Annotated in this window: 20 protein-coding genes; 18 read left to right on the top strand and 2 right to left on the bottom strand. The window is 28.6% G+C overall.

All coding sequences use genetic code 4. The features are described 5' to 3' along the window. Positions 1-25: 25 nt before the first annotated feature. Positions 26-391 (bottom strand): class Ib ribonucleoside-diphosphate reductase assembly flavoprotein NrdI, encoded by a 366-nt coding sequence (nrdI, locus tag PRV_RS01730; protein WP_022769881.1) that lies wholly within the window; start codon positions 389-391, stop codon positions 26-28. 171 nt (positions 392-562) lie between these two features. On the opposite strand from nrdI, the gene nrdF reads away from it, so the two are divergent. The 16 genes from nrdF to PRV_RS01815 all read left to right on the top strand — a co-directional run bounded on the left by nrdF (position 563) and on the right by PRV_RS01815 (position 18,547). Beyond that, positions 563-1,555 (top strand): class 1b ribonucleoside-diphosphate reductase subunit beta, encoded by a 993-nt coding sequence (gene nrdF / locus PRV_RS01735; protein WP_022769885.1) that lies wholly within the window; start codon positions 563-565, stop codon positions 1,553-1,555. Between the two features lie 213 nt (positions 1,556-1,768). Beyond that, positions 1,769-2,950, top strand: a complete 1,182-nt coding sequence (locus tag PRV_RS01740) for a hypothetical protein (RefSeq protein ID WP_022769889.1) — start codon at positions 1,769-1,771, stop codon at positions 2,948-2,950. A gap of 112 nt (positions 2,951-3,062) precedes the next feature. Further along, the gene (locus PRV_RS01745) at positions 3,063-4,253 is read left to right on the top strand and encodes a hypothetical protein (RefSeq protein WP_022769893.1); all 1,191 of its coding nucleotides are present in this window, start codon (positions 3,063-3,065) and stop codon (positions 4,251-4,253) included. A gap of 108 nt (positions 4,254-4,361) precedes the next feature. Next, on the top strand, positions 4,362-5,579 hold the full coding sequence (locus PRV_RS01750) for a hypothetical protein (protein ID WP_022769897.1): 1,218 nt from the start codon (positions 4,362-4,364) through the stop codon (positions 5,577-5,579). Between the two features lie 233 nt (positions 5,580-5,812). Further along, positions 5,813-6,070: a hypothetical protein gene (locus PRV_RS01755; RefSeq protein WP_022769901.1), complete on the top strand. Its 258-nt coding sequence runs from the start codon at positions 5,813-5,815 to the stop codon at positions 6,068-6,070. Positions 6,071-6,184: 114 nt separating this feature from the next. Further along, a complete protein-coding gene (locus PRV_RS01760) occupies positions 6,185-7,318 on the top strand; it encodes a hypothetical protein (RefSeq protein WP_144062304.1) in 1,134 nt (377 codons plus the stop codon). 485 nt (positions 7,319-7,803) lie between these two features. Further along, positions 7,804-9,024: a hypothetical protein gene (locus PRV_RS01770; protein ID WP_022769913.1), complete on the top strand. Its 1,221-nt coding sequence runs from the start codon at positions 7,804-7,806 to the stop codon at positions 9,022-9,024. 45 nt (positions 9,025-9,069) lie between these two features. Next, positions 9,070-10,110, top strand: a complete 1,041-nt coding sequence (locus tag PRV_RS01775) for a hypothetical protein (RefSeq protein ID WP_022769917.1) — start codon at positions 9,070-9,072, stop codon at positions 10,108-10,110. 72 nt (positions 10,111-10,182) lie between these two features. Beyond that, a complete protein-coding gene (locus PRV_RS01780) occupies positions 10,183-11,172 on the top strand; it encodes a hypothetical protein (RefSeq protein WP_022769921.1) in 990 nt (329 codons plus the stop codon). Between the two features lie 201 nt (positions 11,173-11,373). Beyond that, a complete protein-coding gene (locus PRV_RS01785; protein WP_144062306.1) occupies positions 11,374-12,450 on the top strand; it encodes a hypothetical protein in 1,077 nt (358 codons plus the stop codon). 372 nt (positions 12,451-12,822) lie between these two features. Then, entirely contained in the window at positions 12,823-13,641 is an 819-nt protein-coding gene (locus PRV_RS01790) for a hypothetical protein (RefSeq protein WP_144062307.1), read from the top strand. 30 nt (positions 13,642-13,671) lie between these two features. Continuing rightward, positions 13,672-13,893 (top strand): hypothetical protein, encoded by a 222-nt coding sequence (locus PRV_RS01795; protein WP_022769934.1) that lies wholly within the window; start codon positions 13,672-13,674, stop codon positions 13,891-13,893. 46 nt (positions 13,894-13,939) lie between these two features. Beyond that, positions 13,940-14,992: a hypothetical protein gene (locus tag PRV_RS01800; protein ID WP_022769938.1), complete on the top strand. Its 1,053-nt coding sequence runs from the start codon at positions 13,940-13,942 to the stop codon at positions 14,990-14,992. Positions 14,993-15,175: 183 nt separating this feature from the next. Then, a complete protein-coding gene (locus PRV_RS01805; RefSeq protein ID WP_144062308.1) occupies positions 15,176-16,216 on the top strand; it encodes a hypothetical protein in 1,041 nt (346 codons plus the stop codon). Positions 16,217-16,261: 45 nt separating this feature from the next. Then, complete coding sequence (locus tag PRV_RS01810; protein WP_022769946.1) at positions 16,262-17,263, top strand: hypothetical protein; 1,002 nt, start codon at positions 16,262-16,264, stop codon at positions 17,261-17,263. Positions 17,264-17,509: 246 nt separating this feature from the next. Then, positions 17,510-18,547, top strand: a complete 1,038-nt coding sequence (locus tag PRV_RS01815; RefSeq protein WP_022769950.1) for a hypothetical protein — start codon at positions 17,510-17,512, stop codon at positions 18,545-18,547. Between the two features lie 214 nt (positions 18,548-18,761). Here PRV_RS01815 and PRV_RS01820 read toward each other — a convergent pair whose 3' ends face one another. Continuing rightward, entirely contained in the window at positions 18,762-18,965 is a 204-nt protein-coding gene (locus tag PRV_RS01820) for a hypothetical protein (protein ID WP_022769958.1), read from the bottom strand. A 13-nt stretch (positions 18,966-18,978) separates the two neighbouring features. Here PRV_RS01820 and PRV_RS01825 point away from each other — a divergent pair, with 13 nt between their 5' ends. Both PRV_RS01825 and PRV_RS01830 read left to right on the top strand, forming a co-directional pair. Further along, complete coding sequence (locus tag PRV_RS01825) at positions 18,979-19,893, top strand: hypothetical protein (protein ID WP_022769962.1); 915 nt, start codon at positions 18,979-18,981, stop codon at positions 19,891-19,893. A gap of 262 nt (positions 19,894-20,155) precedes the next feature. Continuing rightward, a complete protein-coding gene (locus PRV_RS01830) occupies positions 20,156-21,379 on the top strand; it encodes a hypothetical protein (RefSeq protein WP_022769963.1) in 1,224 nt (407 codons plus the stop codon). Positions 21,380-21,653: the final 274 nt, after the last annotated feature.

Below are 21,653 nucleotides of genomic sequence, written 5' to 3' on the forward strand. Positions count from 1 at the left end.
ACTTATAACCCCGTGACTTAAAAAATTAAACTAAATTCATCTCATTTAAAATTCTTTTTAATTCTTCAATAGCAGTTTTATTTCCCCCCAAATCAAATTTCATTAATATGGGAACATTGTATTTTTCGCTTATTACATGAACAGATTTACAAAAATTTTGTCCAAAATTTTTATTCCCACTCCCAATTACTCCCCTTAACAAATTATGATTCAATTCTAAAAAGGCTTTAACAACCTTCGGCACTTCCCCAACTCCATCAGTATAAGTGAATAAAATATATTCTTCTGTTGCAACTTCGTTGCCATCGAAAATTCTTTTTACATTTTTTAAAGCTAACTTTGAGACAATAGTTTCAACTTTTCCCGTTCTACTGGCAAATCATAGTTGCAAAACTTATTTTTAAAACTTGGAGAGTTTAACATATTTATTTTTATTTATTAAATTAATTTAAAAAACTAAATTTGTTAATCTCTTGAAGATTAGAGTACCTGAAAAATTATTATATTATTTCCTCTTTTTTTAATTAAAAGTTCTTATGAACTAATAATAAAGTAACTTACAATGTATTTGCTCAAAAGAGATGAAAAAGATCTTTGAGAAGGGGTCAATTGAAATGAAGTTAATGTAGGATTCACTAAAACATTTTGAGATCAAAATGTTAGACAATTTTGAGTTGATGAAGAAATTCCCCTAAGCGGAGATAAACTAGTTTGACAAACCAGATTAAATGAAGTAGAAAGAGATGTCTATGTTAAAGTTCTCGTATCTTTAACTTTATTGGATACTCATCAAGGAGCTATAGGGATGAATAGGATCTGTTTAGCTGTTCCAGATCTCCCTACTAAAGCTGTTTTGCAATTTATGGCTATGATGGAACAAATGCATGCTAAAAGTTATTCATCTATTTTTTGTACTTTACTTAGTACAGAACAAATTAATGAGTTATTTGAATGAATTAAACAAGAACCTAGTTTACAAAAAAAGGTAGATATAGTTGTTTCATACTATGAAAACATCAAAGATCAAGAAAGTTTATATATGGCAATGGTTGCTTCTGTATTTTTAGAATCATTTCTTTTTTATTCAGGCTTCTTTTATATGCTTTATTTATCATCACAAGGTCTAATGATTAATAGTGGAGAAATCATTAATTTAATAATACGTGATGAAGCCATTCATGGACTTTACATAGGTAATTTAGCATCTAAATTATTTAACACTTTCAGTAAAGAAAGGCAAGAGCAGCTAAAAAAAGAAGTTTATGACTTATTAGAAAAATTAATGGAAAATGAAATTGAATACACTGAGAAAATTTATACTTCTATTAATTTAGTTTCTGAAGTAATTCAATTTTTGAAATATAACGCTAATAAAGCTTTACAAAATTTAGATTTAGAAGATAAATATGATATCATTGAAAACGATATTAATCCAATGATTTTCAATGGATTGAATACTTCTACTAAAAATCATGATTTTTTTTCCACCAAGGGTAATGGGTATATCAAAACAACCCATGTAGAAACTATTCAAGATGAAGATTTCGTATTCTAATATAGTTAATTTTTTAAAGATTTAATCAGAAACTAAAAGAATCAACTTTAAAAATTATCGATTTAAAAGATACAAAAAAATTAAATTACAAATAACTACTTTGAATATTTAAGTTTTAAGGGCTAGTTTTCAACAAATTTCAAAAAAAGGGAAAAGACAAATAAGTTATTTTCATTCTAAAAATCATTGAATCCATACCAATAAGGTAAGTTAATGAATAAAGGGCCAATAGCTGCTCTTATTGCCTGCCCCTCTGGGCTTTGTCTAGGTTCCAGCTTAAATAAAGATCTTATTGTTGGGAGAACTAAAGAGCTAGAAGCGAGCTCAATAAATTCAACAACAGAGATTAGAAATAATCAAGAAAAAACATTCCCAATGTCAGAAAATATGAAAATTAAAGTCACTCAACATGATAACGGTATATTCGGCAAAAAAGTAAAAGTTGGGATTAATTGTATGAATGGAGATTTGATTGGTTGAGAAAGTAATTTCTGAGCTGGGGCGGGAAGTCGAACAGATCAAACATTAGGCTGGGGTGATTTTCGGAAGACTTTTGAAAATGGACTTAAAGGAATCCTCAATTTAATCTTTGGATGCAATTACAAAAAAGCGATTGAAGAAGCAGATTATGGAGAGTGATATGATAAAGAAAAGCTTGGACAAAATAGAGAGGATATTGCTATGGTGGGAATTATTTCTAGAATGAAAAATTTACAAGAAAGTGATGAAAAAGCAAAACAGCAAAATGGAACTAATTTTGAAGAAATTTGAAAAATGTTTGGAGGATCTATTCCTAGTAGTCCAGCTAAAAAAAGAACATCTGTAACTGACACAGCACTTGAAGTATGAATTCATGTAAGAGATGAGTATAGACCAGGAGGGCTTGAAAAAACAATACGATCTCTGGTTAGAAGTAGTATTGCACGTAGTTTGATCAAAATCATTTTGGGAGCAAAATGATGCTCCAAAAAAGATATATTTCAACAATGTATTAAAACGTCTAAATATAATGCAAATTCGAAATTAGTTCAAGAAGGTTTTGAGAGAAGTGATGAAGAGTTGCAGCTTGATGGTAAAATTGGCTTTACATGGAATCCCGGGTCAACAGAACAGGGTGGTAGACCAGATTGAACTTGAGAGAAATTGCAGAATTGAAAAGTTGGGGAAAAAGAGTGATGAAAAAAGGTTAAAAAATATTTAGAAGAATTATCAGATAGCTCGTATTACTATAAAAATAATAAAAATTTAGCAAAGTTTTTAGTTACAGAAATTTTTAAAGAAATTGTTGGTCAACAAAAATTCAACAACATTAGGCTTCTTAAAAAATCTAAAAATTGTGTAGTTGGGGTAAATGGATTAATTTGCCCAGAAATTGGATTAGTATGAAAAAAATAAAATCTTTGAGCTAAAAATGCTTCAAACATTTAATTTATATACCAATAAATAGCGCTATTAAAAATAAAAGATAATTTTTTTCAAAAGAATTATTAATTTTCCGGCACATTAGATGATGAAGAAAAGTTTATGTCTTGGGATTGTTGGATGCCCTGCTGGTCTTTATATAGGTTCAGCCAATTTAAAACAAGATCTTAATATTGGTAAATCTAAAGATCTTGGAACTAATGAAATTGATTCCACTGAGAAAATTTGAAAAAATCAACAAAAAACATTTTCGATTAATAAAGATGCAAAAATTACGATTACCCAACTTGACGATGGCAAATATGGAAAGAAAGTAAAAGTTGGAATTAATTGTATGAATGGAGATCTGATTGGATGAGGGAGTAATTTCTGAGCTGGGGCGGGAAGTCGAACAGATCAAACGTTAGACTGGGGTGTTTTTCGGAAAACTTTTGAAAAAGGACTTAAAGGGATCCTCAATTTAATCTTTGGATGTAATTACAAAGAAGCGATTGAAGAAGCGGATTATGGAGAGTGATATGATAAAGAAAAGCTTGGACAAAATAGAGAGGATATTGCTATGGTGGGAATTATTTCTAGAACGAAAAATTTACAAGAAAATGATGAAAAAGCAAAACAGCAAAATAGAGCTGATTTTGAAGAAATTTGAAAAATATTTGGAGGTCCTGTTCCTAGTAGTCAAGCTAAAAAAAGAACACCTGTAACTGACACAGCACTTGAAGTATGAATTCATGAAAGAGATGAGTATAGGCGAGGAGGGCTTGAAGAAAAAATACAATCTCTCGTGAGGAATAGTATTGCACGTAGTTTAATCAAAATCATTTTGGGAGCAAAATGATGCTCCCAAAAAAATCAACTCCAAAATAAATGTCTTCAAACATCCAAGTATAATGCGAGTTCACAATTGGCACAATTAGGGCTTGAAAACGGCAATGAAGAAGAATTGCAACTTGATGGACTAACTGGCCTTAAATGAAATCCTGGAACAACGGGAAGGGGTAGACCAGATTGAACTTGAGAAAAATTGCAGGATTGAAAAGTTGGAGGAAGAAGTTGATGACAAAAGGTTAAAGAATATTTAGGACAATTATCAGATAGCTCGTATTTCTATAAAAATAATAAGAATTTGGCGAAAGTTTTGGTTACAGAAATTTTTAAGGAAATTGTTGGTCAACAGAAATTCAACAACATTAAGTTTCTTGAAAAATCTAGAAATTGTGTAGTTGGGGCAAATGGATTAATTTGCCCAAAAATTGGATTAGTATGAAAAAAATAAAATTTTAAGCCTCAATTGCTTCAAACATTTAATTTATACCAATAAATAGTGCTATTGAAAATAAAAGATAATTTTTTCAAAAGAATTATTAATTTTTCGGCACATTAGATGATGAAGAAAAATTTATGTCTTGGGATTGTTGGATGTCCTGCTGGTCTTTATGTAGGTTCAACCAATTTAAAACAAGATCTTAATATTGGTGAATCTAAAGATCTTGGAACTAATGAAATTGATTCCATTGAGAAAATTTGAAAAAATCAACAAAAAACCATTTTGATCAATAAAGATACAAAAATTACAGTTACCCAACTTGACGATGGAAAATATGGAAAGAAAGTAAAAGTTGGAATTAACTGTATGAATGGAGATTTGATTGGATGGGGAAATAATTTCTGAGCGGGGGGGGAGAATGAAAAATTAAAAAATGAAAAAATGAAAAAAGAATGAAATGCTTTTAAAAATACATTTGAAGCAGGTATTAAAGGATATCTAAATCTAATTTTTGGTTGCAACTACAGGGAAGCAATTGAATCGGCAGATTCTGGAGAATGATACAATAAAGAAATTTTGGGAAACAGTAGAGAAGATATTGCAAGAGTAGGAATTGTTTCTAGAATGAAAAATCCTACTGTAAATAACATAAACGAAAATCAAAGCAATGAGAGAGAATCAGAAAGAAATAAATTTGAAGACATCTGAAACAATATTTTTGGAGGAAGAACTCCATTTGTAGCAGATAAAAAAACCTCTATAACCAATACTGTAATTGAGGTATGAGTTCATAAACGCGATGAGTTTAAAGTATGATGAAACGAGAATAAAATACAACCACTAATCAGGAGAAGCATTGCGCGAAGTTTAATAAAAATCATCTTGGGGGCAAAATGATGTACTAAAAAAAATTGAAATTTAGAAAAATGTGAACAAGAATCCAATTATCAAGCAAATCAAAACTTATCTCGGGAAGGATTTCAAGAAAATGAATACAAAGAATTTCGTCTTGACGGGCAATATGGTTTTACTTGGAATCCTGGAAACAATGGGAGAGGTAAACCAGATTGAACTTGGCAAAAATTAAAGGAATGAACAAAAGGTAGTCAAGAATGATGAAAAAATGTTAGGGATTATTTAGGGCAAATTTCAAACAGTGCCTTTTTTTATAGCAGTAATAAAAATTTAGCAAAAGTTTTGGTTACAGAAATTTTTAAGGAAATTGTTGGTCAACAAAGATTTGAAGCCATCAAATTTCAAAAAAGAGATGAGAATTGCAAAATTGGAAGAAATGGATTAATTTGTTTTGGAAATGGATTAGTCTGAAGAAAATAAAAACTTTTTTATTCAATATTCAAGATAGAAAATTATTCTTATTGAAAAAAAGATAAATAAAAACTAAAAAAATTCTGATAAATGGCAATAAAATTTTTCTTAACAACGCAAAATTTATGCAAAAATCAAATTAAAATTTGAATTAAAAGAAATAATCACAATTAAAATATTTAGATTTGTTTTTATTCAGGAAAAAGTTTTTTCAAAAATAATTTAGCAGGGGAAATAAATAAATGAGTTGATCTGATTGTTGATATACTCTAAAAATTTTTGATACTGGCGATTGATTTGTAATTTTTTTAATTGTTTTTTCAGTCATTTCAATGACATGAGTGATTTTAGAGATGATAAGGGAAAAAAAGAAGATGTCTTACAAAGAATTTATAGAGTATCTAAAAGATGGAAGTTACATTGAGACTGGAACTAAGTGGACTAAGGATTTTATAAAAAAAGTAAAAAGAGGAAATTGAATAAAAGGATGGATTAGATAAATCTAAATCAAGAACTTTAAAAAAGAGAATTTATTTTTAAAAGCATAAGTAATAAGTAAAAAGAGAAGAGTTTAAACATTAAACAAATAAAAAAATATTTAATGAGATAATTCTATGAAAGGGATTTGATTCTTAGGTATTTTTGGATGTCCGCTGGGTGTTTGCATGAGTATGGGAGGAAAATCAAATATGAAGATTGGAGTTAAGAATACTATACAAGGAGAACAGATATTAGAAATAGATGAACTTAAAAATAAGAAATTAAAAATTGATGAACTTAATGGATTAGAACTAAGTCAAGAATCTCTGGGGGGGGTAAAACCAAAAATTAAAATCTCGGTTTTTTGCATGGATGGGGATTTAATTGGTGCTCCTGCTGATTGATGGAAAGAAACTGAAAGTACAATGGGAGGAAAAGAATTTTGAGAAACTCTAGAGAAGACTTTAAAAGGTTATATGAATTTAATATTTGGATGTCGATTACAAGATGCTATTAATAAAGCACCCAATATGAAATGATTAACTGGTACGTCTAATTCTTCATCTGAGCAAGATGCCGCAGGCATATCTATTGCTATTAGGAAAAAATTGGGAAAAATGGATCCAAAACTTGGCTTTGAAAAGCTATTTGAAGGCAATTTGTCTAGGAATTATCGAAAAAAATTCACGTCAGAGAAAGCATCAATTGAAGTTTATTTATATGACAGAAACGAATTTAAATCTACACATGAAGAATCAATCAAAAAGCAATTTAGAAAATCAATTGCCTCCGCATTAATTGATTTAATTATTTCTTCTGAATGATGCGCAAAGAAAGATTCATCAAATACTTCATGTCTTGAATGAAATAACTACAAAAATAAAGAAAATTGAAAAAAGGAAATTAAGGATGAAGAAAATTGATTAATTGGTCAGGAAAAATTAGATGGGACTATTGGAATAATGTGAAATCCTAGGAATGAATGAAATGGCACGCCAAAATGAAAGTGAGACAAAATTAAAAATTGAGAAAATTTAGACAACAATTGATGAAAAAATGTAAAAGAAATTCTTAATGATATTAAGAGAAGTTCTTGATTCAATAAAAATACTGAAAAAGTTGCAGAGCTCATCGGAGCACATTTTTTGGGAAGATTCTTAAATGGAGATCTTAAGATTAAAAATTTTTTAGAACAAAAGGTAGAATTATGTAAAATTGCGTCAAATGGAATAATATGCCCTCGGGGCGGAGTGATTTGAAAAAATTAAAAATCTTAAAGAAAATTTATATTTTGATTTTTAACTATAAAAATAACAATAAACTCTTGTTTCTTAATTTAGTTAGTTTTTTAAAAATTTAATAAAGATAAAAAACCTACATTAAACTACTGAAATTAAATTTTTAGTTTTGCTAGCATAAGATGGGTTGTTTAATAGACATATTCTATCCTCAATTAACAAGAGGATGAAATATATTTTTAGTAATAAGTTTTATATTCTCTTTTACATGATTCCTCATGGAATGATGAAGAGAAAAAAAAGATATGAATTATAAAAATTTCTCCAAATATTTGATTTGGTTTTCTAGTAATTGTTTTTCTAAAAGTTTAGAAAAGACAAAAGCAACTTTGGAATATCTTCGTAATTTTTCATTAGACAAAGAATTGAAAAAATTCAAAGAAAAAATCAAAAAAATAATGTCAAGTAAAAAAATAATACTAAAGATAAAAAACTTGATAAGTTTCTAGAATAGATTGTTAAAAAAATGATTAATTCTTGGACTTTTTGGCTGTCCTACTGGAGTTTGTTTTGGCATTAACCTAGAAAAATATTTAAGCTTAGGGCAGAAAAAATCAATAGAAGGAAGTTATATTGAAACTACTGAAGAAATTAAAGAGAAAGATCAAAAAAAGATTTCTGTTGGGAATGAATCCAATGTTACGATTACACTCCTTGAAGAGAATAACAAAAAGCATAAAAACAGGATAAAGGTTAGTATTAATTGCATGGATGGTGATTTGATTGGTTGGGAAGATAATTTCTTGGATAAGAATCCATCTGCAACTTCAGGATGAGATAAATTTCAACAAACTTTTCAGAAAGGGCTTGAAGGTTATCTGAATTTAATTTTTGGGTGCGATTATAAAAGGGCAGTAGAAGCGGCGAGTTCTGAGGATTGATGAAATACTGAAAAATTTGGAAAAAATCTAGAAGATATTGCTACGGTAAGCTTATTTGCTCGTGCTGGAAAAAATAGTAATGAAGAATTAAATAATAGTGATATTTTACGGGGGGGGCGAATTAATGACGAAAAAACTGATTTTGAAAAAATATGAAAATTATTTAAAGGTCCGATACCAAGAGACGCCAAAAAAAGAGTAATAACAAATACTGCTGCAGAAATATGATTATATGACAAAAATGAACATAAACATGAATATGTGCCAATGATTCAAAAATTAGTTAGAGAAAGCATCGCAAATAGTCTAATGAGGCTTGTTTTTGATTCAACATGATATACCAAAAGATATTTTGATGCAGAACAAAGAGGATGGAAATATAAAGAAGAACAAAAATACAGTGTTTCAGAAGAATTTAACACAATTGTATCGCAAAATGATCAAGATGAAACATTTAAAAGATTTAAGCTTGATGGAAATGAAGGATTTAAATGACACCCTGGAGATGGGAAGAATGGCGGAAAACCAAAATGAATGTGAGAAAAAATAAAAAAATGAAATTCTAACGAAAAAGAATGATGGCAAGAAGTTAAAAAATATTTAAAAGATATATCAGCAAGTTCCTATTTTTCCAGCAAAAATAGCGAAGTAGCAAAAGTTTTGTGTTATGAAATTTTCAAAAATTTAATTGGACAGAAAAAACTTCAACTTATTAAATCAAAGGACAAGTGATGTAAAATAGGTTGAAATGGGGTAACTTGCCCTAATGGAGGATTAGCTTGAAGGAAAGAATAATTTTTTCAAAAATTCTACAAAGAGTTTAAATAGATCTAATAAATTATGAAAATATGAAGCTTACTGCTTGTACCAGCAATTGGAGCTGGATCATTCGCGGGGTCAATGGTAAGAAACGATATTGAGATCCAAGTTAATAATGAAAAAATTAATGTAAATCCTATAAAGTTTAATCAGCTTAAAGATAGTTTTAATGAAAAATCAGGAGTAAACTTCAATGAATTTAAAGACAATACCTCCAAACAAATGAAAATTATTCTACCCTGTTGAAATGGGGATTTATTAACTGAATATAAAACAAAAGAAAATAATGTTGGACAAGGTAAACTTGAACAACATTTAAAAAATTTCAAAAATGCCTGAAAATCAATTGAACAAAAAATTAAGGAAATTTTGAATAGAACTTACGGTTGTAAAGAAATTGAAAATTTAGAGTTTAGAGTTGGGGTTATAGATTTTGAAACAATTAAAGAGCAGGGAAACCAAGGCATAATAAATGGAAAAATGAAAAAAATAAATTCTGGGGGGGGCGACAGCAATATAGAATTCACTTTCAACTGAAAGAGAAACGCGATAGTGAAAAACTATCAAGAACATGACAAAATAATTAGATTGTATGAAGCTAGCATCGGCGGGGATGAAACAAAGAAAAAACTAAACATTATGGTTTACGAAATTTTAAGAGAGGCTGCAAGACGAACAATGAAAAATTATAAATGAGGGAAATTAGGAACAACAGGAAGCATAGATATTTTTAAATCTGAGTATTCTAAAACGGAAACAAAAAATAAAGAAATACAAAGAATTGTAACAGGGGGAGCAATCGATACATTTGAATTAAGCCAATGATGTTTTAGTAAATTAGATGAATGCACCAAAACAGAAAATTGAAAAGAAAATAAGCTTTTTGAATTTTTTTCCAGCTGTTGAAGGAATAAAGTAACTGGAGGGGAAAAATTATTATCAGAATTTGTTGAACAAGTTAAGAAAGTTATTAAAGGCAACAAGAGCGATGAACAAGAAAAATGTAATTTATGAGAAGGTGGAATAATTTGTTCTAAAGGAGGATTAATTTATAAAAAATAAATCTAATAATAGAAAAAAATTAAGAGTGGTTGAACTATACTTGGTTTCCCAGGGGTTATTGTTGGACCTATTTTGGGTATTTTTGGAACTAAAGAAACAACTTTAAAAATAAACAATAAAAAAGTAATTGTAAATCCTCCAGAAATGACTTTTTCCCCGAAAAAACAACATCCTTTTGAAAAATTAAATGTAAAGAAATTAGAAAATACAAAGGAAAAAATCAAAATAGTAAGTTTGTGCTTAAATGGGGATATGCTACCTGAGTGAATAAAAAATAAAGGGAATCAAAATCTTGGAAAAGATGATCAAAAACTATCAAATATTAAAAATGGCGATCATGTTTTACAAGAAGTTTTAAGAAAGTTCTTAGACTTAATTATCGGATGTCAAGATAGAGGAGAGGAAATGAGGGAAAGTTGATTCGATCGAATTGTTGAAAAAAAAGATTTAGGAACTATGTATATCAACGTTAGAAACAAAAAATATTTGGATAAATTAAAGTTGATGAAAGATCAAATTAATTATCAAAGGGAGTGTAAAGGAAAAAATCTTATTGGAATGTTTTGTAAATTAGAAGGTAATTTTAAAGATTCATGAAAAAGTGAAGTTAAAAAAGTTATTGAAGAAAAAATTTGAAAAATTTTAAAACAATTTATGATTGGATGAGTTGATTTAAAGAAAGTTAAATGAGGAAAAAATTCAGCTTCTATTAATACTGTTGAATGAGAAATAAAAAATGGCAAAAATAAGAAAAAAGTTCAAATTGAGTATGGTAGTGGATATACAGACTTTGAAATTGGAGAATGATGATTTAAAACTGGATTAATACAAAAAGGAAAGGAAGCGATTTTAAAGGAACTTGAACAACAAAAAAGTAACAATAAAAATGACTGAGTCGATAGAATAAAGTTCATGATCGGGCGAAATAAGGCTAATATTGAAGATTTTTTCAAAAATTGATTATGAAATGAACTTGAAAAAGAATTTTCAGAAAAACTTAAATCTGATTGTGGGATGTGAAATAGAGGAGTATCTTGCCCTGAAGGAGGATTAGTTTATTAGTTATTCAAAATAAAATGGATAAATGAATACTTTAAATAATTAATTATTTTTCAAAATCGATTATTTGAACTAAAAAATAAAAATTTAAATTTTTATTTATTTTTTACTATTCAAGGAAAAATAGCTTTAAGTATAAATTTTTAAAAAATTAAGGGTGTTTTATTTTTATTTGGTCTTCCAGGAGTTTTTATGGGACCTTTTATGGGATTTTTTGGTTTTAAAAAAACATCTTTAAATGTAGAGGGGAGACAAGTTACTGTCGACGAATCGGCAGTAACTTTTTCACCAAATGTGCAAAATCCCTTCAAGGAGTGAAAACAGAATAAACAACAAAAAGACAAAAAATTTGTTATTTTTGGGTTATGTTTAAATGGAGAATTTCGGCCTGAGATTTTGAAAAAATGAGAACAAATCCCAGTGGCCAATAGATCACAAGTAATTAGAAACGCAATAAGAGGTGGTTTAAAAAAAATAGATGAAATGTTAAGAAAAAGTATAAATAAATGAGTAGGGTGTCAAGAATCAGATTTAGTTGATGAGAGCGGGAAAGTTGGTGTTGGTTTTCTTGAACAGATATTTGTTGCCAATGAAAATGGGGGAGACAGCGGGTTAATTAATTGAACATTAAAAAATGAAGAAAGAAGTAGTACAAGGATTGCAGCAAATTATATAAATGAATGTACACGATCAAGAAGGAAGGGGATGGTGTGCAAGATAGAACCGCAATTCGCTAATAGTAATACAAATATTAAAAGTGAAGTTAAAAAAACGATAGAAAATAAACTTGAAGAAGCTATTGAGAAACTTGTTTGAACGTGACTTGATAAAGGAGATTGAAAAGATCAAAAATTTTGTAATTTTTTAAATGGATTTATGAATAAATCTTTTAATGACTCAGACTGTTTAAAAACAGGACAAATGGGTAGAGATAATCATCTTAGAGAAGATATTAGGCAAATAGTTCAAGATTCGAATGCAAATGGAGATATGAATATTGAGATTGGAAACTGATGACTTTCGGGGAGATGGAAAGAAAAACATCCGAATGTCAAATGAGGCGAGAAAGAAGGAACAAGTAACAATCGAGGAGTCACTGAAAAACTTATTGAATTTGCGGGAAGTATAGGTCGTTTGAGAGAGCAAACTTTAAAGCAAGTTGTTAAAGAACTTATTGAAGAATTTGAAAAAGGAATTATTAGTGAAAAAGAGGGTTTTTGTGGAGTATGAAATGAGGGAATATCTTGCCCTGAAGGAGGAGTAGTGCTTTATAAAAAATAGAAAATAATTTTTTAAAAAATCAAAAAAATATCTAAAAAATTAGTTTTTAAATATTTCTGAAAGAATATAAATATAATTCTTTAAAAAAGTTCGATTTTATTTTTAAAGTTATTATTGGCTTAAATTCTACTGGTCAAATATATTTTTTGAATAAATAACCTCTCTATACTCTCTATAGAATAAAAAATTCTTCAAAAGTAAAAGTACCGCAGTTTGTATGAATAAAAAATTTTCTTATTTTTAAAGTGGATTATTAAAAAGGGATTAATTTTTGGACTTGTTGGTTGTCCTGCGGGGGTTTGTTTCGGAACTAATTTAGAAGAACATTTAAGCTTAGGAAAGGGAAAAACAGTAAGAGAAAATGATGTGGAAATGACCCAAGATATCAAAGAAAGAGACCAAAAAAAGATTTCTGTTAGAAAAGAGTTAAATTTTACAGTCACGAGACTTAAAGAAGATAACAAAAAGTATAAAAACAGGATAAAGGTTGGAGTTAACTGCATAGATGGGGATTTAATTGGTTGAGGGGATGATTTTTTGGAATCACAACCATCGGAAATTTCGGGATGAAACAAATTTCAACAAACTTTTGAAAAAGGACTTAAGGGCTATTTAAATTTGATTTTTGGATGTGATTATAAAAAGGCCGTAGAAGCGGCGAATTCTGGAGATTGGTGAAATGCTGAAAAATTTGAAAAAAATCCAGAAAATATTGCTATGGTGGGTGTTGTTACTCGTTCTGGAAAAAATGTCAATGATATTACTCGGGGGGGGCAAAAACTAAACAATGAAACTGATTTTGAAAAAATATGAAATTTGTTTGAAGGTCGCAAGCCGAGAGATGAGCAAAAAAGAATTTCAATAACAAATACTGCAGTAGAAGTATGAATGTACAATAGGAATGAGTTTAAGCAACAATATATACCAATAATTCAAAAATTAGTCAGAAAAAGTATTTTGCGCAATACAATTCGAATCGTTCTTGGCGCTAAATGGTGCAATAAAAAATTTTTAAAAGAATGAAAATGTGAAGACTGAAAACAATACAGTGTTTTGGGGGAATTAAAAGAAAACGGATTTTGAAACGTTCAAGATGAAATATTTGAACATCTTAAACTTGATGGAAGCACAGGATTTACATGAAATCCTGGTTTAAAGGGGGATGGCGGAAAACCAACATGAATGTGATAAGAAATAAACAAATGAACATCTAATAATAAAATGTGGTGACAAAAAGTTAAAGAATATTTAAAGCAAATATCTGAAAGTTCCTATTTTTACAGTCAAAACAGCGAAGTTGCAAAAATACTATGTTATGAAATATTTAAAGATTTAATTGGCCAAGAAAAACTTCGAGTTATTAAATCAAAAGACAAATGATGCAAAGTTGGCTGAAATGGGGTGGCTTGCCCTGATGGAGGATTAGCTTGAGAGAAAGAATAATTTTTTTAAAAATTCAACAAAGAATTTAAGTAAATCTAGTAAATTAATGAAAATATGAAGTTTATTGTTTATTCCAGCAATTGGAATTGGATCATTCTCTGGGTCAATGGGAAGGAAAAATATCACAATCCAAGTTAATGATGAAAAAATTGATATTAATCCCACAAAATTTGAACATTTCATCGGTGATTTCAAAAAAATGGTTGGAGTAAATTTTGATGAATTTAAAGATAGCCCTTCAAAAAAAATAAACATTGTTCTACCCTGTTGAAATGGAAATTTATTAGAAGATTATTACGAAAAAGCAAAAACTGCTGGGCAAGGAAAATTTCAACAACATTTAAATAATTTCAGAAAAGCCTGAGAATTAATTGAACAAAAAGTTAGGGACATTTTAAATAAAACTTATGGCTGTTTAGATGCAAGTGAATTAAAAATGAGAATTGGAGTTATAAATCTTGAAACAATGAAAGAAACCGAAAATTCAGGAATGATACGTGGAGAAATGAAAAAAATAGTTTCGGGTGGAACAGAACAAATACCACATAAAACTACATTTGCTTTTAACTGAATTAGAAATATAGGAAAAACAGCTCAAAGTAAGACTGGAGAAATAATTCAATTGTATGATGCAGATATTGGCGGACAAGTAACCGTCAAAGAATTATGTAAGATGGTTTATAGCATTTTAAATGAGGCAGCAAAATTAACACTTAAAAAATATAAATGAGAGAAAAAAATAAGTTCAAACCGCAGTCAAGATACTTTTAGCGCAATTCCTTCTAATGGAATGAGAACTGAAGAAAAAATAAAACAATTTAATACGGGAGGTACTAACCAAGCATTTGAATTGAGTCAATGATGCTTCAGAAATATAGATCAATGTACTCAAAACAATTGAGATAATGACAAACTTTTTGAATTCTTCTCTAGTTGTTACAGAAATAAAACAAATGGTGGAGAAAGCTTATTATTAGAATTTGTAGAACAAGTTAAAAAAATTATTAAAGGTGATGATAAGAATAGTGATAGTAAGGAATGTAGTTTATGGAATCAAGGAATAACTTGCTCGGAAGGAGGATGAATTTGGAAAAAATAAAAAATTGTATCCTATTAAAGAGCTATAAGAAAACATTTTTGAAACCACCTTTTAAGCAGTTATAAATATTTAATAAAGGACAAAATTTTAAAAAACATAATAAATTTTTCAAACAAACATCAAAAATCTTTTAAATTTAGATAGATTTAAAAGATCATGAAAATATGAAATTGATTATTATCCATGCCGGCGGTCGGAGTGGGAGCTACAGTTAGTACAGCGGGAATAAACAATGTCAAGATCAAAGTTAATAATGAAACAATCGAGGTAAATCCTTCAGAGTTTAATCATCTTAAAGATAGTTTTAAAAACGAAGTTGGAATAGACTTTAACGAACTTAAAAACCATTCTTCAAAAAAAATAAAAGTTATTTTACCCTGTTGAAATGGAGATTTATTAACTGAATATAAATCAAAAGAAAATTCTGTTGAAAAAAATAAACTTAAACAACATTTAGATAATTTCAAAAAAGCCTGAACATCAATTGAACAAAAAATTAAAGATATTTTAAATGAAACTTATGGTTGTAGAGAAGTTAAAGATTTAGAGCTTAGAGTTGGGGTTATAGATTTCGGAACAATTCAAGAAGACATAAATGGAGGCATGATAAAAGGAAACATGAAAAAAATAAATGTTGGGGGGGGAATAAATAGAAATATACTACATAATATAGAATTTGTCTTTAACTGAAAAAGGGAAGCCAGATCTACAAACTATAAAGAACATAGAAAAATAATTAGATTATATGAAGCAAGTATAGGAACTAATACAAATAAAAATCTAAATGTTATGGTTTACAAGATTTTAAGTGAAGCGGCAAGATTAACACTTAACAAGTATGAATGGAAAAAATTATCAACAAATCAAACAAGCACAGACAGTTTTAGCGCTAAACATTCTGGATCAGAAAGAATAAATAAAGACATACAAAAACTTGAGACTGGAGGGGCAGGAATGAGTGCATTTGAATTAAGTCAGTGATGTTTTAGTAACTTGGTTAAATGCACTAGTCCAGAAAAATGGGACGATAACAAACTTTTTGAATTTTTTTCTAGCTGTTGAAGGAATAGAGTAACTGGAGGGGAAAATCTATTATCGGAATTTATTGAGCAAGTTAAAAAAGTTATTAAAGGCGAAAAGAGTGATAAACAAGAAAAATGTAATTTATGGGAAAGTGGAATAATTTGCTCTAAAGGAGGATTAATCTATAAAAAAGAAAACTAGAAAATTAAAGATGGTTGAACCTTACTTGGTTTCCCGGGGGTTATTGTGGGACCTATTTTAGGTATCTCTGGAACTAAAGAAACAACTTTAAAAATAGACAATAAAAAGGTAATTGTAAATACTCCAGAAATAACTTTTTCCCCTATCAAACAACATCCATTTGAAGGATTAAATATGAAGAAATTGAAAAATACAAAGAAAAAAATCAAAATTATAAGTTTGTGCTTGAATGGGGATATGTTGCCTGAATGAATAAAAAATAATAAAAATAAATATACTAGTCAAAATGGACAAAAACTAGAAAACATCCAAAAAGGAGAACAAATTTTAAAAGAAGTTTTACAGGAATTTTTGAACTTAAATATTGGATGTCAAACGGAAGGAGAGAAGACGAGGGAAAGTTGATTTGATCGGATTACCGACAAAAAAGATTCGGGGGGGGCAATTTATATTGAATTAAAGAATAAAAAATATTTAAATGATCTGAAATCTTTAAATAAAGAACAAATTAACTATCAAAGAGGATGTAGAAATAAAAGTGTTGCAAAAATATTTTGCAAATTAGAAGGCACTTTCAAAGATTTATGAAAAACTAATGCACAAAAAATAATTGAAGAAAAAATTTGGAAAGTTCTAAAAGAATTTATGATTGGATGGAATGAATTAGGGAAGGTTACATGAAATAAAAGAGGAAAAATTGGTATTTTTGAACTAGAAAAACAAGATGGAAAAATTAAAGAAAAAATTCAAATTGAGTATGACGGAGGATATACAGAATTTGAAATTGGAGAATGATGATTTAAAACTGGATTAAGTAAAAGAGGAAGAAAAGAAATTTTAAAAGAACTCGAAAATAAAAATAAGAATGAATGAACTAATAAAATAAAGTTCATGATCGGTCGAAATAAAGCTAATATTGAAGATTTTTTCAAAAGTTGATTATGAAATGAGCTTGAAAAAGAATTTTCAGAAGATCTTGATTCTTATTGTGGGATTTGAAATAAAGGAATATCTTGCCCTGAAGGAGGACTAATTTATGAAAAATAAAAATATATAGATAAATACTTTATTTAATTTTCACTACCCAAAGAAAAACAAATTTAAAAATTTAGTATAGAGGAGAAATCTTCGATAATATGATTTAGGCTGTTTTTTAAAAACTGAAATTTTTAAATGTTTTTTCATTAATTTAATTAATTTTTTTGAAAACGACAGAAAAGTAATTTAAGTTTTAAAAAAATCAAGAGCGGTTTATTTTTATTTGCCTTTCCGGGAATTTTTGCTGGACCTGTTATGGGATTTTTTGGGTCTAAAGAAACGATTTTAAATGTAGGGAAAGAAAAAGTTATTGTCGAATCGTCAGCGATAACTTCTTTTTCAGATGAGAAAAATCCTCTCAAAAACTTAGGAAAAAATAAAAAATTTGTTATTGTTGGATTATGTTTAAATGGTGAATTCCGTCCAGAAATTCTACTAAACTGAGAAAAAATTCAAACAAACAACGGAGGATCATATACGATCAGAAGTAACATAAGAAAAGCTTTACAAGAAATGGATAAGATGTTAAGGCGAAAAATAAATAAATGAATAGGGTGTTTAAGTGAAGATTTAGTTGATGAAAATGGAGAAGTTGGCATTGGTTTTCTCGATCAAATATTTACTGTGCAAGGTGGGGGGGGCAGTGGACAAATTATTTGAGAATTAAAAAATCAAAAAAATAGTACAAAACTTACCGCAAATTATAAAAATGAATGTAAAAATTTAAAGAAAGAAACAATCATATGCAAAATAAAACCTCAATTTGTTAATGAAAATATTAAAGCTGAAGCAAAAAAATTAATTGAGGAAAAATTGGAAAAAGCTATTGAAAATCTTGTTAATCGATGACTTAATAAGGGAATTTGAGATGGAAAAAAGTTATGTGTTTATCCAAGTGGTTTTAAATTTAAGGATGATATCTGCTTAAAATCAGGAGAAATTGGTAATGACATAAAACTTAAAGATGATATTAAAAAATTAGTTAAAAATTTACAAAAAAATGGAAATATAAATGTTGAAATTGGAAATTATTGACTTTCAGGGCGTTGAAAGAGTAAAGATAAGGAAGTGTGGGGCCAAAAAAAACAAAATTCCAATGAACAAGAAGTTACCTGAAAACTTATTGAATTTGCAGGAAGTATAGGTCAATTACAAGAAAAACCATTAAATCAAGCCGTTAAAGAGCTTGTTGATGAATTTGAAAATGTGATAAGTGATCGCAAGAAAGAATTTTGCGGAATATGAAATAAAGGAATATCTTGCCCCAAAGGAGGATTAATTTATGGACAATAAAATTAAGAAAAAACACCTTAATTAGTATTTTTTCATTAATTTTTTTAGATTAAAAAGAGAAATAAATTTAAGGGAAATGGTTTAAAATTTCACTAGAAATTTTAAAAAGAACAGTTTTAGATAATGCCCTTTTTCTAAACCATCTAGAATTAGTAAAAAGTGGGGACATTTTTGAAATTTTTTTTAGAAACAACATAAAAAAACGACTTATATTCTAAAAAATTAAAAGCGGTTTATTTTTATTTGCCTTTCCGGGAATTTTTGCTGGACCCTTTATTGGATTTTTTGGATCTAAAGAAACAACTTTAAATATAGAAGGAAGAAAAGTTGCTGTTGATGAATCCACAATAACTTTTTCTCCAGATGAAAAAAATCCCCTTAAAGAAGAATGAAAAGAGGATAAAAAACAAAAAAACAAAAAATTTGTTATTTTGGGATTATGTTTAAATGGGGAATTTAGGCCAGATATTTTATTGAAATGAAATCAACTTCAAACACAACAAGGATCATATGTAGTAAGAGATTACATAAAGAAAGCTTTAAAAGAAATAGATGAATTGTTAAGACAAAAAATAAATAAATGGGTAGGATGCCAATATAAAGATTTAATTGATGAAAATGGAAAAGTTGGTGTTGGCTTTCTTGAACAAATGTTTACTCTACAGGAGGGCGGGGGGGGCCGAATTCATTGAAAATGAAAATATCAGAATAAAAATAATATAGAAAAAATAAATCTTGCAGCAAATTATCATAATGATTGTCAACGATTAAAAGAAAAAAGAGTAATATGCAAAATAGAACCGCAATTTGTTAATAAAAACATTCAAGATGAAGTAAGAAAGTCGATTGAGGAGAAGCTCGAAAAAACTATTGAAAATCTTGTTAATCGGTGACTCAACGAAGGAATTTGGACAGGACAAAATTTATGCATTTTTTCAAATAAATTTAAACCTGAAAATAATGGATGTTTAAAATCGGGGAAAATAGGTGAAGATAATTCTCTCAAAACAGATATTGAAAAATTAATTGATAAAAATTCAGGAAGACAAGAAAAGATAAATATTGAAATTGGGGATTGATGATTGTCGGGAAGATGAAAAAATAATAGCCAAAACAATGAATGGGGTAGGAGGGAAGGGAAAAGTGATGGTAAAGGAGTTACTTGAAAACTTATTGAATTTGCAGGGAGCATAGGGCAACTATCAACGGAAGCTTTAAAACAAGCTGTTAAAGAACTTGCTGAAGAGTTTGAAAGGATGCTTATCAATCAAAAAGGAGATTTATGCGGTATATGAAATACAGGAATAACTTGTCCTGATGGAGGAGTAATACTTTATAAAAGATAGGGAGACAAACGGCTTAATTCTCGATGATGAATGTTTTAGATTTTCAAGTTTATTAATCATGAAAAAAATGATTAGGTTAATGAAATTGTCAATAATTATTAAGAAAATTTATTAAAGGTTAAAGAATTCAAAAATATAACAGCAGCTATCCAAACATATAAGCGACAATAACATTTATCACTTTTAAGAGTTTTTAAACAAAAAACAAAAGATTAATGCACTAAAAAGACTACTTCAAGTTTTGATGTTTTTGAAATAAATTATGAAAAAAGGATTAATAGCCAGTATTATTGGATGTCCATATGGTCTCTGAGTAGGAGTCAATTTAATTAAGAAACTGGAAGTTGGATTCACATCTTCAGTTAAAAGTGATAGGATCATGGATTGAGAGACTTTTAAATCAAATAGCGAGAAAAAAATTAATTTAGGAGGAGAAACGAATATAACCATTCTAAAGCATGGAGGAAACGATCATAAAAAAGAAATTAAAGTTGCAATTCCCTGTTTAAATGGAGACATGATTGGTTACAACGGGTGAGAACAAACTTCTAAAGTTGGATTGGGATGAACTGACTTTATTAAAAGAATTGAAAATGGATTGAAAGGTTATTTGAATTTAATGTTTAGTTGCAATTTCAAAAAAGTTGTTGAAGATTTTATTAAAGGCGGATGAGATGGTCAGAGAAGGTTCGGAACAAAAGAACAAAATATTGCTGCAATTGTCATTGCAGCTCGAAGTCCAATGAATAAAATGACTGGTTTAAAAAATACTCAACAAGAAGAATTATCACGCGAAAAAAATTCTCATAAAAATAGAGGATATTTGAAATTATTTGATGGTCGTTATAGTCGAGGAGATGAAAAGACAGAAATCCTGATTAATGGGGTTGTATTAAAAACTTGAATTCATAATAGGAATGAATTTCAAGAAACATATCAAAAAGAGGTACAAGCAAATGTTAGACGGGCGTTAGCTGAAACTATAACTGGGATTGTAATTAATGGAAATTGGTGTACTCAAAAAGACTGATCTCACGGTAATTGCCTGAAATGAGAAAAATATAAAACAAAATTGAATGAATATGGTTTTATTCAAAGCCAAAATATAAAAGAAATCAAAGAATTTCAATTAGATGGCAAGACAGGAGTTCAGTGACATACTGGTCAAGAAGGTAAAGGTCGCCCTGTTTGAATTTGACAAGGTATGAAAGATTATGAAAAAGGGGGGGATAATTTTTGAAAAAAAGTTATAGAATACTTAGGAAATCTTAGCGATAGTTCGTGATTCAAAAAAATACAAAATGAAGTTGCAGATGAAATTTCTTATCGAGTTTTTTGTGACTTAATTGGAGGAAATAGAACAAAAGAAATCGAATTGGTTAGACTGGCAATTTCTAATGAAGAATTAAGAAAGAAAATGTGTTCTATCGGAAAAAATGGAATAATTTGTCCTAAAGGCGGATTAATTTGAAAAGATAAAAATTAAAACATTTAAAAGTATTTATTTTTGATAAAAGTTATCAAATTACTTTAATTCCCTATAAATTAAGGTTTTACAAATAAAATAAAGAAGGAAAAATTAAAAGGATTTAAAGAAAATTCTTTGTCTTGATTATTAGATTTAGGTTTGTTCTCGATTAACAAAAGAATCAAGTATATTTCTGGATAGTTGTTCTGCAATTTTTTATTATTTCCCATAGAATATTGATAACAATATAAAGGAATAAAGTAAAAAGATTTTTTGAATAAGGTCCTTTCGT

This window comes from Mycoplasma parvum str. Indiana, assembly GCF_000477415.1.
Classification (GTDB): Bacteria; Bacillota_I; Bacilli_A; order Mycoplasmatales; family Mycoplasmoidaceae; genus Eperythrozoon_A; species Eperythrozoon_A parvum.